We start from the raw sequence: 13,649 nt of genomic DNA, 5'->3' as shown, positions 1-13,649 counted from the left end.
CGAGGCACCCATGTTGCAGATGCCCGGAGTATGGCGCAGCGTCACTAAACCCTACAAGCCGATTGCCCATGACCTTCAAGTTGCTAAACTCAGCCCCAAACGGAGCACGACCATGCACCTTCAGGCATACCTGACAAAGACCATAAGCCTTGCCGTGCTGACTCTGGGTTTGAGTGGCTGCTCGCTGTGGGGGACCGCGCCTTACCGGAATCCGGACATTCATCTGCTCAAGGTCCAGGTCGTGAAGGCCAAGCTGGTGCAGCAGGATTTCAACCTGCTCTTCAAAGTCGAGAACCCCAACGACTCGCGCATTTTCGTGCGCGGTATGCGCTACAAGATTCGCCTCAATGAGGTAATGCTCGCCGACGGCAAGTCCAGCGACTGGTTCTTCGTTCCCGCCCACAGCCAGAAAACCTTTGTGGTGCCGATCCGGACCAATCTCTGGCAACACTTGAAACCGTTGGCGAAGATGCTCAAACAGTCCGACCGGCCCATTCATTACCAGCTGGAGGGCAAACTCAAGACCGGTATTCTGTTCAGAAACAGCGTAGAGATTGGCCGCAGCGGCGATATCACGCCCGGCGCGCTGGTGGGGGACGACTGACCAGCAAGATCAGCGGCCATCGAAACGGCTGCGCACCAGCTCGGTCAGGAACTTCCAGATGTCGGCCGCCAACAGCGCGCGGTTGATCGCCGCCATGGAGGTCCCGCCAAAAGACCCGAGCAAAAATCCCACACCCGCCACATTTCTGGGATCGACAATCCCCATGTAACTGCTGGCGATGCCGGTGAGGTAAACCGAGCAGGACGCACCGGTCGCCACGAAGATCGCCCTCGCACGCCAATCCACCAGTTCCGTTTTGTTCCACCAGCCGGAGATGATGGCACCCAGCAGTCCGGCCATCAGCCATTCACTTCTTTCCAGCAACTCGCTTAACCATTCCATGAGCCTGACTCCGTTAACGAGACCAAAGGCCGTTGCGAGCCGGGAGCATTTCTTCGCCATCGAGATGCTGCGGGCGCTGCCAACGTGTTGGGGTTGACTGGTACGACGGACTCCTGAAGAGAGCGGCGAGATCAACCACAACATCAATTTAAGCATTCTTAAATTCATAGTCAAGTATGCTGAATTTAGCAGCGTTTGGTAGAGGCGTAACAAAAGGCCCGCGTTGCGCGGGCCCGGGGTCAATTGTCGATATAGCGCTGCCAGCCTATTCGGACAGCTCCGTCCGCAAACCTCTCGATCTGAATGCCGTCGGTTTCTTCGATCTCCTGCAGCACCTTGTCCCAGCCGTCGACCGGTTCGTCTTCGAGGCGACTGACCACCACCCACTGGACCTTCTGAACCTTGGGCGCCGAGACCAGACGTTGAATGCGTCGACCAATCATTTCGTAGCCTGCCGGTTCTCCTGCCTTGGCCCTGATGTCACTCATCATGGCTAACTCCCGCATGAAAATACTGTACATCGATACAGTATTCCAAACAGAGAGTTCCGGCAAGGTGACGGTAGGAAAAAAGAAACCCGCAGCGTCAGACACTAAGTGTCATGCCCTCGGACAACGCGCCTCCGGTTCACAGCCGCGCGGTCATTCGCACCGCGACACCAATGATTCTGCAGTCCGGGCCGCACTCGATCATCTTGTAGGCCGGGTTCAATGGCTTGAGGTAACGTACTCCGCCGTCTTCCACCAGCTTCTTGAAAGTGGCTTCGTTGCTGGCCGGCAGCTTGGCAATGACCAGCTTGCCAGGCTGTACCTCAGCTTCGGTGTCGACCAGAATCATCATGCCTTCCGGCACGCTCAGACCTGACGGGGCGGTCATCGAATCGCCTTTCACCTCCAGCCAGAACGCCGGGCCCTTGGAGTCGTAATCGGAGATTTCATAGCGGTCGGAGAAGCCTTCGGGATAAGGCTCGACCGCCTCCTCCCACGACCCCGCCGACACCCAGCTGATGACCGGATACCGGAAGGACATTCGAGGCTGGTCGATGGCGGCGACGTTGGCGTCTACATCGGGCTCGCGTTCCGGGCCCTCACCGATTGCCAGCCATTCAGCGCGATAGCCCGTAGCCCTGGCCAGAGCATAAAGGTTCTCCGGCCGAAGGCTTTTGCTCTCGCCGGAAATCCACTGGGTGACGGCGGAATTGGCGACGCCGCAAAGGGCTGCTATTTCACCTTTTTTTCTGCCGCTGGCTTCGATGGCTCTGGCGATACGTTCGTGTCTGTTCATGGCGGATCACAGGGTCTTGAAAAGGAGCCGGCAACAGCCTGGCCTTGCGAGCTAAGCATACTTAAAAATACGAAAGATTTCCTGAAAAAACCGAAGATACTGCTCGCCGTGTATTTGCGGGATAATGCGCGCCGATCTTATTTGTGGAGTCTCCCCGATGAACCAGCACGACCACGTTCATGGCCCCGATTGCAATCATGACCATGACCATGACCATGACCACCAACACGGCCACGTACACGGCCCGAACTGCGGCCACGCTCATCAGGAGCCGGTGCGCAACGCCTTGAAGGACGTTGGCCGCAACGATCCTTGCCCGTGCGGCAGCGAGAAGAAATTCAAGAAATGCCATGGCGCTTAATGCGCTGACGCTTTCGCCAACGGCCTGCCTCGCAGGCCGTTTTCATTTGTGTCCGGCGCCGGATCGGGAGTAAAACAGTGGGCTTTGGTCACCCACATGGAGCTTTCGATGATCGACCTTCACTACTGGACCACCCCGAACGGCCACAAGATCACGCTCTTCCTCGAAGAAACCGGGCTGCCGTACAAGATCTTCCCGGTCAACATAGGCAAGGACGAGCAGTTCAAACCCGACTTCCTGAAAATCGCGCCCAACAACCGCATACCGGCCATTGTCGATCATGAACCGGCTGATGGCGGAGAGCCGCTGAGCCTGTTCGAGTCCGGCGCGATCCTGCAGTATCTGGCGGAAAAAAAACCGGTCGGTTCCTGCCACAGGACCTGCGTGGTCGCCAGGAAACCCTGCAGTGGCTGTTCTGGCAAATGGGCGGTTTGGGGCCGATGGCTGGCCAGAACCATCACTTCAACCGCTTCGCCAAGGAAAAGATCCCTTACGCCATCGAGCGCTACGTCAACGAAACCGCCCGTCTGTACGGCGTGTTGAACAAGCGTCTGGCGGATCGCGAATTCGTTGCAGGCAGCGAATACAGCATTGCCGACATGGCGATCTATCCCTGGATCGTGCCGCACACTTACCAGGAACAGGATCTCAACGATTTCCCGAATCTCAAGCGCTGGTTCGAGAGCATTGTCGAGCGCGAGGCGACCAAGCGGGCATATGCGTTGGTAGACAAGATCAACCCGCCCAAGCCTTGATGAAGGAACTGGCGCAAAACTTCAGGGCATTTCCGGAAACGCCCTGAAATAAACATCAGCGCCATCTTGCGTGGCGATGGGCTGCTCTCTAACGTAGCGACTTTTGTACGCTATCCCTTCAGGAGCTTGCCCATGGCCTCGCCAGCCTTTCCAGATTTTCTCCCTCGATTTGGCGTTGCCGCCGCTGCGGTGGCGGGTTTCCTGAGCCTTGCCGGCTGTCAATTGGGCGGTGGCGATAACGACACGCTGCTGCCGAACGCAGGCACAGTCCCCATCAAAGGGTTGGCGCAGAATGTCTCGGTGCGCCGCAACATGCTCGGCATGCCTTTGATTGAAAGCAGCACCTACCACGACGCCCTGTTCACGCTGGGCTACGTTCATGCTGGCGACCGCATCACGCAGATGCTCGGCATGCGCCTGCTGGCGCAGGGCCGACTGTCCGAAATGGCGGGAGCCGACGCGCTGGAAGTCGACCGACTGATGCGCTCGGTCAACCTCAAACAGAACGCCAGCGAGCTGTATAACGCCGCCTCGCCGCGCCTCAAGCGCTTTTTCGAAGTCTATGCGCGTGGCGTCAACGCCTATCTGTTCCGCTACCGCGACAAGCTGCCGGCCGATTTGGCCAGCACCGGTTATCGCCCGGAATACTGGAAACCCGAAGACTCGGCCCTGATCTTCAGCCTGTTGAATTTCAGTCTGTCGGTAAACCTGCAGGAAGAGCTGTCTTCGCTGGTGCTCGCCCAGAAAGTCGGGGCCGACAGGCTCGCCTGGCTGCTGCCGACCTATCCGGACGAAGCGCTGCCGTTCGCCGAGTCAGACAAACTCAAGGGCCTGAACCTCAACAATCAGGTGGCAGGTCTGGGCGATCTGAACAAAGTCGCCTTGCACCTGACTGACCTCAACATGCTCGGTGCCGCGGCGTCGAGCAACTGGGCTATCTCCCCGCAGCGCAGCCGCAGCGGCAAGAGCCTGCTGGCGACCGACATGCAGCTACCGGCGGGCAACGCTTCGGCATGGAGCTTCGTTCAGATCCGCGCACCCAAATATCAGGTCTCCGGCGTGTCGATAGCAGGTCTGCCACTGGTGCTCAGCGGCTTCAACGGCAAGCTGGCCTGGAGCATGAGCAACGTCAAAGGCGACAATCAGGATCTGTTCCTGGAGAAGATCAAACGCGAAAACAATCGCGTCATGTACATGGCAGACGGCAAATGGCAGCCAGCCGTGGCGCATGAAGAAACCTTCCTGGTCAGGGGCAGCCGCCCGGTTCGCGAAACGTTTTACGCCACGCGTCATGGTGCGTTGCTCAATACCGGCGCCACTGCCTTGGGCAACGGCCTGGGGCTGGCCTTGCAAAGCCCGGATTTCAAGGATGACAAGAGCCTGGATGCGTTCTTCGACCTGTCCCGGGCACCCAAGGTAGAACGAGCTTTCGACACCAGCCGCGAGATCCGCGCGATCACATTGAACATGGTTTTCGCCGACGCCAGCAATATCGGCTGGCAGGTAACCGGCCGCTTCCCCAATCGCCGCGACGGCCAGGGCCTGGTGCCTTCACCGGGCTGGGACGCGCAATACGATTGGGATGGTTTTGCCGATCCGATGCTGCATCCGTATGACCAGGACCCGCGCCAAGGCTGGCTGGCCACCGCCAACCAGCGGACCATCCCAAAAGGCTACGGCATGCAGCTGTCCAACTCCTGGGCCGGCCCGGAACGCGCGGAGCGGATCGCCGAGCTGGCCAACGGCGCCAGGCAGGACACGCGCAGCACTATCGCCATGCAGTACGACCAGACCACCACCTTTGCCGCCAGGCTCAAGACCATGTTCGAAGCACCGGGCATGGCCAAGCCGCTCAAGCAGGCGATCGACGCTCTGCCCGATGCCGAGCGCGGCAAGGCCCGCGAGGCTTATTCCCGCTTGATGGCGTTCGACGGCAAGCTCAGTGCCGGCTCAGCCGATGCGGCGCTGTACGAACTGTTCCTTCAAGAGAGCGCACGACAGATTTTCCTCGACGAACTCGGCCCGCAGGACGGTCCGGCGTGGGTCGCGCTGGTAGCCAATGCCAGCACCTCTTATTCGGCGCAGGCCGATCATCTGCTTGGCCGCGATGACAGCCCTTTCTGGGACGACATCAAAACCCCGGCACAAGAAGACAAGCCGACAATTCTCGCGCGCAGTCTCGCGGCGGCGATTACCCAGGGCGACAGCCTGCTGGGTGGCGATCACAAGTCGTGGCAATGGGGCGCGCTGCACCGTGACAAGGCTACACGCACGGCAATCGGCGGCGACCACAGCACGCTGAACGTGTCGGCTTACGCGTGGGGCAACAATCTGGAAGCCCGCACCGCACCCGGCCTGCGGATGATTGTCGACTTCAGTCTGGTGGAACCGATGATGGGCCTGATCAGCAGCGGCCAGTCGGGCAACCCGGCCAGCCCGTATTTCGCCAACAGCGTCGAACCCTGGCTCAAGGCGCAATACATGTCGATCCCGCTGCAGCAGCAAAACTACGAGAAAGGTTACGGCAAACAGCGCCTGACACTGACGCCGGGCAAGTAAGCCCGGCGCCGAGAACACCTGTCTTTGTGGGAGGCAGCTTGCTGGCGAAAGCGGCGGAACAGGCAAAATACATGCGGCGTGCTTGCCAACGTCCTCGCGACCAAGGTCGCTCCCACAGAAGCGTGAGCTGCGCCGGGCCTGTAGCGGACCGGGCGGCGCTCTCACAACAATCTGTGGGAGCTTGCTGGCGAAAGCGGCGGAACAGGCAAATACATGCGGCGTGCTTGCCAACGTCCTCGCGACCAAGGTCGCTCCCACAGAAGCGTGAGCTGCGCCGGGCCTGTAGCGGACCGGGCGGCGCTCTCACAACAATCTGTGGGAGCCAGCTTGCTGGCGAAAGCGGTGTTGCAGGCAGGCGCGCATGGTCCAACGGAGAATCCCCGAACTTCCCGTACTACCCCGGCTCATAGCTAACAAGCCCATCCATACGGTTGTCCCATGGATCTTGTCATTGCTCGTCCAGAAGGTTTGTACTGCCCGCCCGGTGATTTTTACATCGACCCGTGGCAGCCAGTGGAGCGTTCGGTCATTACCCACGGCCATGGCGACCACGCACGGATGGGCAATACGCATTACCTGGCGGCCGCCAGCGGCGAAGGCATTCTTCGCTCGCGGCTGGGCCAGGACATCCGCCTGCAAACGCTGGAATACGGCGAAACCATCACCCACCACGGGGTCAAGCTGAGCCTGCATCCGGCGGGCCATGTTCTGGGCTCGGCGCAGGTTCGCCTGGAGTACCAGGGCGAGGTCTGGGTTGCCTCCGGCGACTACAAGGTCGAGCCCGACGGGACTTGCGCACCGTTCGAGCCAGTCCGCTGCCATACCTTCATAACCGAATCGACATTTGGCCTGCCGATCTACCGCTGGGAGCCACAGTCGCGGATCTTTTCCGGTATCAACGACTGGTGGCGGGAGAACGCGGCGCAAGGCAAAGCCAGCGTGCTGTTCGCCTATTCCTTCGGCAAGGCCCAGCGAATCCTGCATGGGATCGATCCAGAGATCGGTCCGATACTGGTCCACGGCGCGGTCGAACCGCTGAACCGGGTCTATCGCGAAGGCGGGATCCGTATCCCCGAGACCCAATACGCGGGAGATTTCAAGAAGACTGATCCGGCGCTGCGTCAGGCGCTGATTCTTGCTCCACCTTCGGCCGGCGGCAGCACATGGATGAAGCGCTTCGGCGAGTACAGCGATGCGTTTGCCAGCGGCTGGATGATGCTGCGCGGCACTCGACGGCGGCGTGGCGTGGACCGCGGCTTCGTGCTGTCCGATCACGCCGACTGGCCCGGACTGCTATGGGCCATCGAGCAGACCGGCGCCGAGCGGGTGATGGTGACCCATGGCTCGGTGGCGGTGCTGGTTCGTTATCTGCGCGATATCGGGCTGGATGCTCAGGGCTTCACTACCGAATACGGTGATGAAGACGAGATGGCAACAGCGGGCTCGGAGCTGGAAGCCAAACCGGCTGAAGAGGCACAGCGATGAAGGCTTTCGCAGAGCTGTATTCACGTCTTGATGCGACAACGTCCAGCAACGCCAAGCTGGCGGCGATGCGCGAATACTTCGCCCAGGCTGCACCGCAGGATGCGGCCTGGGCTGTGTACTTTCTGTCCGGTGGTCGTCCTCGGCAGCTGGTGCCGACCCGAGTGCTGCGCGAACAGGCGATGACCCTGGCGCGGTTGCCGGAATGGCTGTTCGAGGAAAGCTACCAGGCGGTGGGCGACCTGGCGGAAACCCTTTCGCTGCTGTTGCCGCAGGCCGAGCACAGCAATGACGAAGGTCTGGCCGTCTGGATGGAAGAAAAACTCTTGCCGCTGCGCGGCTTGCCGCCTGAAGAGCTGGCCGAGCGGCTGCCAGGGTTCTGGGCGCAACTGGACCGCACCAGCCTGATGGTCTGCATCAAGCTGATCACCGGCAGTTTCCGGGTCGGTGTTTCCAAACTATTGGTGACCCGCGCGCTGGCCGCACTGGCGGATCTGGACAGCAAACGCGTGGCCCAGCGACTGGTGGGTTATACCGACCTGTCGCATCGACCGAGCGCAGAAGGTTATCTGAAGCTGATCGCCGCCGAGTCCGACGACGAGCATGCGCAACGCGGCGGTCAGCCTTATCCGTTCTTTCTCGCTCATTCCATGCAGCAGCCTGCCGATCAGTTCGAGACTCTATTGGGGCCGGTCGAGCAATGGCAGGTGGAGTGGAAATGGGACGGCATCCGCGCGCAGCTGGTCAAGCGCGACGGCCGGCTGTGGATCTGGTCGCGCGGCGAAGAGCTGGTGACCGATCGCTTCCCCGAGCTGCATAGTCTCGTTCAGTGTCTGCCGGACGGTACGGTGATCGACGGCGAGATCGTTGTGTGGAAAGCGTCGGACCCCGAACCTTCCGCAGAGGCGGACTTCGAGCTGAACGACGAAAACAGACAGTCTGCGCCCTCGGTTCAGCCATTCGCACTGCTGCAACAGCGAATCGGCCGCAAGACGCTCGGCAAGAAGATCCTCGCCGATGTGCCGGTAGTGGTGCTGGCCTATGATTTGCTGGAGTGGCAGGGCCATGACTGGCGCAGTCGCCCGCAACATGAGCGGCGCAGCCAGCTCGAAAGCGTGATTGAAAGCTGTCGGAGCCCGGTGCTCATGCCCTCCCCCGTGCTTGAGGCCAAAGACTGGATCGACATGGCCAGGCAACGTGAAGCATCGCGCAGTCTCGGCGTCGAAGGCATGATGCTCAAGGCTCGCGATTCGCTGTACGGCGTGGGCCGAACCAAGGACATGGGCGTGTGGTGGAAGTGGAAAATCGATCCGTTCAGCGTCGACGCCGTGCTTATCTATGCGCAACGCGGCCATGGTCGCCGCGCGAGTCTGTACAGCGACTACACGTTTGCTGTCTGGGACGGCCCGCCCGAGTCCAGCGAACGAACATTGGTGCCTTTCGCCAAGGCCTATTCAGGCCTGACCGACGAAGAGATGCGCAAGGTGGACGCCATCATTCGCAAGACAACTGTCGAAAAATTCGGACCAGTGCGTAGCGTGACGCCCAGCCTGGTATTTGAACTGGGCTTCGAAGGGATCGCCCTGTCCAAGCGCCACAAGAGCGGAATCGCCGTGCGCTTCCCTCGCATGTTGCGCTGGCGCCATGACAAACCTGTCGCGGAAGCGGACAGCCTGGCGACATTGCAGGATCTGCTGAGCTGACGCACCAAAGCGGCGCATGGCTTTAGTCCCGCACCAATGTGGGATCGCCCCGGTCGCTCCCGCCAAAGCGGCAGCTATCAAATCGCCAGCAATTAATTCAGAATTGCGACACGCACGTACACTTCAAACGCGCGTTTGTATCGTTGGTTCAAAACTTGCTACTTCATGCGTCTGGCACCCGCCGGTAGCAAGTCTCGCGTGCTCCCAATACCCCATTAGGTTTTAAGGACTGAACGATGAAGAAAGCATGGCTGACCCTCTCCGCACTGGCTCTGTGCGTCGCCGCTGGCAGCGCGATGGCCAAGGAATACAAGGAACTGCGCTTTGGCGTCGATCCGTCGTACGCGCCGTTTGAATCCAAAGCCGCGGACGGCAGTCTGGTGGGCTTCGATATCGATCTGGGCAACGCAATCTGCAAAGAGCTGAACGTCACCTGCAAGTGGGTTGAAAGCGACTTCGACGGCATGATTCCGGGCCTGAAAGCCAAGAAATTCGATGGCGTGATCTCTTCGATGACAGTGACTCCAGCACGCGAGAAGGCCATCGACTTCTCCAGCGAACTGTTCTCCGGCCCAACCTCGCTGGTGTTCAAAAAAGGTGCAGGCTTTACCGCCGATCCGGCCAGCCTGAAAGGCAAAACCGTCGGTTACGAGCAAGGCACCATTCAGGAAGCCTACGCCAAAGCCGTGCTGGACAAGGCTGGCGTAACCACCAAGGCTTACCAGAATCAGGATCTGGTGTACGCCGACCTGACTTCGGGCCGTCTTGATGCTTCCATTCAGGACATGCTGCAGGCCGAACTGGGCTTTCTGAAGTCACCAGCCGGTGCCGGTTATGAAGTGGGCGAGCCTGTCGACAGCCCTCTGCTGCCTTCCAAGACCGCTATCGGTATCGCGAAAGGTAACAAAGACCTCAAGGCACTGCTCGATAAAGGTATCAAAGCGTTACACGACGACGGTACCTACGCTGAAATCCAGAAAAAACATTTTGGCGATCTGAACCTGTATAGCGGTAAATAACACCCCGACGCCCATCGACATCGGCGACGATTCGCCGCTCCTTGGATGGGCGGCGAATCTTGCCGCGGTCGATCGACGTTTCTGTCTGTTGACCGCGCAAGGCTTTATCCATGCTCGATGCACTCATGCAAAACCTCGGACTCTCGGCATTCAGCCTCAAGGGCTTTGGCCCGCTGCTGATGCAGGGCGCCTGGATGACCATCAAATTATCGGTACTGTCGCTGCTGCTGAGCATTCTGCTCGGGCTGATCGGCGCCAGCGCCAAACTGTCCGGCTCGGCGCTGCTGCGCGTGCCCGCGCAGCTCTACACCACACTGATCCGCGGCGTGCCGGATCTGGTGCTGATGCTGCTGATCTTCTATAGCCTGCAAACCTGGCTCACCAGCCTGACCGACGCGATGGAATGGGAATACATCGAAATCGACCCGTTCGGCGCGGGCGTCATTACCCTGGGCTTCATTTATGGCGCGTACTTCACCGAGACCTTCCGCGGCGCGATCCTGTCGGTGCCGCGCGGTCAGGTCGAAGCCGCTGTAGCTTACGGCCTCAAGCGCGGCCAGCGTTTTCGCTATGTGGTGTTTCCACAGATGATGCGCTACGCGTTGCCGGGCATCGGCAATAACTGGCAGGTGCTGCTCAAGGCTACGGCGCTGGTATCGATCATCGGTCTGGCCGATCTGGTCAAGGCGTCGCAGGATGCGGGCAAGAGCACTTACCAACTGTTCTATTTTCTGGTCCTGGCGGCTTTGATCTATCTGGTCATCACCAGTGCCTCGAATTTCGCGCTGCGCTGGGCTGAACGGCATTACGCCGCCGGCAGTCGGGAGGCGCAACGATGATCGAGTTGCTGCAGGAATACTGGAAGCCCTTCCTTTATAGCGACGGGGTCCATATCACCGGTCTGGCGATGACGATGTGGCTGCTCAGCGCTTCCATCGCGATTGGCTTCTGCCTGTCGATCCCGCTGTCCATCGCCAGGGTGTCGAAGAATCGATGGGTGCGCTGGCCAGTCCAGTTCTACACCTACCTGTTTCGCGGCACGCCGCTCTATATCCAGCTGCTGATCTGTTACACCGGCATCTACAGCATTGCGGCCGTTCGCGAGCAGCCGATGCTCGATGCGTTCTTTCGCGACGCGATGAACTGCACCATCCTGGCGTTCACCCTCAATACCTGCGCGTACACCACCGAAATCTTTGCCGGCTCGATCCGCAGCATGGCCCATGGGGAAGTCGAGGCGGCCAAAGCCTACGGTCTGACAGGCTGGAAACTGTATGCCTACGTGATCATGCCGTCGGTGCTGCGTCGGTCGCTGCCTTATTACAGCAACGAAGTGATCCTGATGCTGCACTCGACAACCGTGGCTTTCACGGCCACGGTGCCGGACATCCTCAAGGTCGCGCGTGATGCCAACTCGGCAACGTTCATGACGTTCCAGTCGTTCGGTATCGCGGCCATGATGTACCTCGCCGTAACCTTTATTCTGGTTGGCCTGTTCCGTCTGGCCGAGCGCCGCTGGCTGGCCTTTCTCGGCCCCGCTCACTAGCCCAAGGACGACCCGATGCATCACAACACCCACGATCTGCTGTCGCCGGTGCCGGGCACCGCGCGGCAGGTCCACAGTTTTCATTACGGCCCGAGCGACGGCGCCCGCAAGGTCTACATCCAGGCCTCGCTGCACGCCGATGAGCTGCCGGGCATGCTGGTCGCCTGGTATCTCAAGCAGCGGCTTGCCGAACTCGAAAACGCCGGCCGCTTGCGCGGCGAGATCGTCGTCGTTCCGGTGGCCAACCCCATCGGCCTGGAACAGATCCTGATGGACACTCCGCTGGGTCGTTACGACCTGGAAAGCGGAGAGAACTTCAATCGCTGGTTCGTCGATCTCGCACGCCAGGTCGGCGACGAAGTCGAACCACAGCTTTGTGCCGACGCCGAGGTCAATCAGACCCTGATTCGCGAACGCCTGCGTGCCGCGCTCGATGCGCAGGTCGCCAGTACCCAGTTGCGCTCGCTGCGCCTGACCCTGCAAAGGCTGGCCTGCGACGCCGACATGGTGCTGGACCTGCATTGTGACTTTGAATCGGTCGAGCACCTGTACACCACACCCGAGGCCTGGCCGAAGGTGGAACTGCTGTCGCGCTATCTGGGCGCGCAAGCGAGTCTGCTGGCGACAGATTCGGGTGGCCAGTCGTTCGACGAATGCTTCACGCTGGTCTGGTGGCAGCTGCAGCAGCGCTTTGCCGAGCGTTTCCCGATTCCGATGGGCAGCTTTTCGGTCACTGTCGAGCTGCGCGGTCAGGGTGACGTCAACCATGCACTGGCCAGCCGCGACTGTCAGGCGATCATCAGCTACCTGATCGACTTCGGCGTTATCGAAGGCGAGTCCGTGCCAGCGCCCGAACTTCTTTATCCCGCAACGCCGCTGGCCGGCGTGGAACCCGTCACCACGCCAGTCGGCGGGCTGCTGGTGTTCTGCGCCATGCCGGGCGAATACGTCGAGGCCGGGCAACTGATCGCCGAGGTCATCGACCCGATCAGCGATGCGGTCTCGCCTGTGCATGCCCGCAACGCCGGCCTGCTCTACGCCCGCTCGCTACGCCGGATGGCCACTGCTGGCATGGCCGTCGCCCATGTCGCAGGCACCGAGCCCTTCCGCAGCGGCTACTTACTTTCTCCTTGAGGACCTGCCATGTACAAACTGACCATCGACGGCCTGCATAAAAGCTATGGCGACAATGAGGTACTCAAGGGCGTGTCGCTCAAGGCCAGCAGCGGCGATGTGATCTGCCTGATCGGCGCCAGCGGCTCGGGCAAGAGTACGCTTTTGCGTTGCATCAACTTTCTGGAGCAACCCAACGACGGTGCGATGAGCCTGGATGGCCAGCAGGTGCGCATGGTCAGCGACAAGGATGGCATGCGCGTGGCGGACGCCGATGAGTTGCAGCGCATCCGCACTCGGCTGGCGATGGTGTTCCAGCATTTCAATCTATGGGCGCACATGACGGTTCTGGAAAACATCACCATGGCGCCGCGACGGGTGCTGGGCGTATCCAGGTCGGAAGCGGAAGCCCGGGCACGCAAGTATCTGGACAAGGTCGGTCTGCCGGAACGTGTCGCCGATCAATACCCGGCATTTCTGTCCGGTGGCCAGCAACAGCGAGTGGCAATCGCCCGCGCGCTGGCGATGGAACCGGAGATCATGCTGTTCGACGAACCCACCTCCGCGCTCGATCCCGAACTGGTCGGCGAAGTGCTGAAGGTCATTCAGGGGCTGGCGGAAGAAGGTCGCACCATGATTCTGGTGACCCACGAAATGGGCTTCGCCCGCAAGGTCGCCAATCAGGTAGTGTTCTTGCACAAAGGCCAGATCGAAGAAAGCGGTCACCCGGACGAAGTGCTCAACAACCCCAAGAGCGAGCGTTTGCAGCAATTTCTCAGCGGCAATCTGAAATAACCGCATGGAGTCCGCGCCCACATCCGTTAAAACTAACTCCTGCTCACCGCTGTCTCTGATTTAACCCCCTCAGAGCACGTTCAATT

The 13,649-nt window shown here is 60.3% G+C and carries 13 protein-coding genes and 1 pseudogene; 11 read left to right on the top strand and 3 right to left on the bottom strand.

The window, feature by feature from the left end; genetic code table 11:
* The first annotated feature begins 112 nt into the window (after positions 1–112).
* Complete coding sequence (locus J3P77_RS05485) at positions 113–604, top strand: LEA type 2 family protein (RefSeq protein ID WP_434680159.1); 492 nt, start codon at positions 113–115, stop codon at positions 602–604.
* A gap of 9 nt (positions 605–613) precedes the next feature.
* Here J3P77_RS05485 and J3P77_RS05480 read toward each other — a convergent pair whose 3' ends face one another.
* The 3 genes from J3P77_RS05480 to J3P77_RS05470 form a co-directional block, all read right to left on the bottom strand.
* Positions 614–946, bottom strand: coding sequence for an MFS transporter (locus J3P77_RS05480; RefSeq protein ID WP_434681900.1), 333 nt, complete (start codon positions 944–946; stop codon positions 614–616).
* Between the two features lie 239 nt (positions 947–1,185).
* Positions 1,186–1,434, bottom strand: coding sequence for a DUF1654 domain-containing protein (locus J3P77_RS05475; RefSeq protein WP_434681898.1), 249 nt, complete (start codon positions 1,432–1,434; stop codon positions 1,186–1,188).
* Positions 1,435–1,573: 139 nt separating this feature from the next.
* Complete coding sequence (locus tag J3P77_RS05470; RefSeq protein WP_434680158.1) at positions 1,574–2,230, bottom strand: LexA family protein; 657 nt, start codon at positions 2,228–2,230, stop codon at positions 1,574–1,576.
* 157 nt (positions 2,231–2,387) lie between these two features.
* Here J3P77_RS05470 and J3P77_RS05465 point away from each other — a divergent pair, with 157 nt between their 5' ends.
* The 10 genes and pseudogenes from J3P77_RS05465 to J3P77_RS05420 all read left to right on the top strand — a co-directional run bounded on the left by J3P77_RS05465 (position 2,388) and on the right by J3P77_RS05420 (position 13,563).
* Complete coding sequence (locus J3P77_RS05465) at positions 2,388–2,591, top strand: SEC-C metal-binding domain-containing protein (RefSeq protein WP_434680157.1); 204 nt, start codon at positions 2,388–2,390, stop codon at positions 2,589–2,591.
* Positions 2,592–2,699: 108 nt separating this feature from the next.
* Positions 2,700–3,346 (top strand): annotated as a pseudogene (locus tag J3P77_RS05460) (glutathione binding-like protein).
* Between the two features lie 132 nt (positions 3,347–3,478).
* A complete protein-coding gene (locus tag J3P77_RS05455) occupies positions 3,479–5,905 on the top strand; it encodes a penicillin acylase family protein (protein WP_434680156.1) in 2,427 nt (808 codons plus the stop codon).
* Positions 5,906–6,343: 438 nt separating this feature from the next.
* Positions 6,344–7,390, top strand: a complete 1,047-nt coding sequence (locus J3P77_RS05450; protein WP_434680155.1) for a ligase-associated DNA damage response exonuclease — start codon at positions 6,344–6,346, stop codon at positions 7,388–7,390.
* Positions 7,387–9,090 carry an ATP-dependent DNA ligase gene (locus J3P77_RS05445; RefSeq protein ID WP_434680154.1) on the top strand — a complete coding sequence of 568 codons (1,704 nt, stop codon included), beginning with the start codon at positions 7,387–7,389 and terminating at the stop codon, positions 9,088–9,090. Before J3P77_RS05450 ends, J3P77_RS05445 begins: the two co-directional genes overlap by 4 nt.
* 236 nt (positions 9,091–9,326) lie before the next feature.
* On the top strand, positions 9,327–10,109 hold the full coding sequence (locus J3P77_RS05440; RefSeq protein ID WP_434680152.1) for a transporter substrate-binding domain-containing protein: 783 nt from the start codon (positions 9,327–9,329) through the stop codon (positions 10,107–10,109).
* A 110-nt stretch (positions 10,110–10,219) separates the two neighbouring features.
* Positions 10,220–10,948 (top strand): ABC transporter permease, encoded by a 729-nt coding sequence (locus J3P77_RS05435; RefSeq protein ID WP_434680150.1) that lies wholly within the window; start codon positions 10,220–10,222, stop codon positions 10,946–10,948.
* Positions 10,945–11,655 (top strand): ABC transporter permease, encoded by a 711-nt coding sequence (locus J3P77_RS05430; RefSeq protein WP_434680148.1) that lies wholly within the window; start codon positions 10,945–10,947, stop codon positions 11,653–11,655. The genes J3P77_RS05435 and J3P77_RS05430 overlap by 4 nt, the downstream gene beginning before the upstream one ends.
* Before the next feature lie 15 nt (positions 11,656–11,670).
* A complete protein-coding gene (locus J3P77_RS05425) occupies positions 11,671–12,789 on the top strand; it encodes a succinylglutamate desuccinylase/aspartoacylase family protein (protein WP_434680146.1) in 1,119 nt (372 codons plus the stop codon).
* Between the two features lie 9 nt (positions 12,790–12,798).
* Complete coding sequence (locus J3P77_RS05420) at positions 12,799–13,563, top strand: ABC transporter ATP-binding protein (RefSeq protein WP_434680145.1); 765 nt, start codon at positions 12,799–12,801, stop codon at positions 13,561–13,563.
* Positions 13,564–13,649 lie beyond the last annotated feature (86 nt).

The organism is Pseudomonas sp. R1-18 (genome assembly GCF_051132095.1).
Taxonomy (GTDB): Bacteria; Pseudomonadota; Gammaproteobacteria; order Pseudomonadales; family Pseudomonadaceae; genus Aquipseudomonas.
This window is presented reverse-complemented; position numbering and strand designations above follow the sequence as displayed.

Bases quoted from the DNA above. Each gene is read 5' to 3' on its own strand.
- J3P77_RS05440 (WP_434680152.1), top strand. From the start codon at position 9,327: ATGAAGAAAGCATGGCTGACCCTCTCCGCACTGGCTCTGTGCGTCGCC.
- J3P77_RS05470 (WP_434680158.1), bottom strand. From the start codon at position 2,230: ATGAACAGACACGAACGTATCGCCAGAGCCATCGAAGCCAGCGGCAGA.
- J3P77_RS05450 (WP_434680155.1), top strand. From the start codon at position 6,344: ATGGATCTTGTCATTGCTCGTCCAGAAGGTTTGTACTGCCCGCCCGGT.
- J3P77_RS05430 (WP_434680148.1), top strand. From the start codon at position 10,945: ATGATCGAGTTGCTGCAGGAATACTGGAAGCCCTTCCTTTATAGCGAC.
- J3P77_RS05420 (WP_434680145.1), top strand. From the start codon at position 12,799: ATGTACAAACTGACCATCGACGGCCTGCATAAAAGCTATGGCGACAAT.
- J3P77_RS05475 (WP_434681898.1), bottom strand. From the start codon at position 1,434: ATGAGTGACATCAGGGCCAAGGCAGGAGAACCGGCAGGCTACGAAATG.
- J3P77_RS05465 (WP_434680157.1), top strand. From the start codon at position 2,388: ATGAACCAGCACGACCACGTTCATGGCCCCGATTGCAATCATGACCAT.
- J3P77_RS05445 (WP_434680154.1), top strand. From the start codon at position 7,387: ATGAAGGCTTTCGCAGAGCTGTATTCACGTCTTGATGCGACAACGTCC.
- J3P77_RS05485 (WP_434680159.1), top strand. From the start codon at position 113: ATGCACCTTCAGGCATACCTGACAAAGACCATAAGCCTTGCCGTGCTG.
- J3P77_RS05455 (WP_434680156.1), top strand. From the start codon at position 3,479: ATGGCCTCGCCAGCCTTTCCAGATTTTCTCCCTCGATTTGGCGTTGCC.
- J3P77_RS05425 (WP_434680146.1), top strand. From the start codon at position 11,671: ATGCATCACAACACCCACGATCTGCTGTCGCCGGTGCCGGGCACCGCG.
- J3P77_RS05480 (WP_434681900.1), bottom strand. From the start codon at position 946: ATGGAATGGTTAAGCGAGTTGCTGGAAAGAAGTGAATGGCTGATGGCC.
- J3P77_RS05435 (WP_434680150.1), top strand. From the start codon at position 10,220: ATGCTCGATGCACTCATGCAAAACCTCGGACTCTCGGCATTCAGCCTC.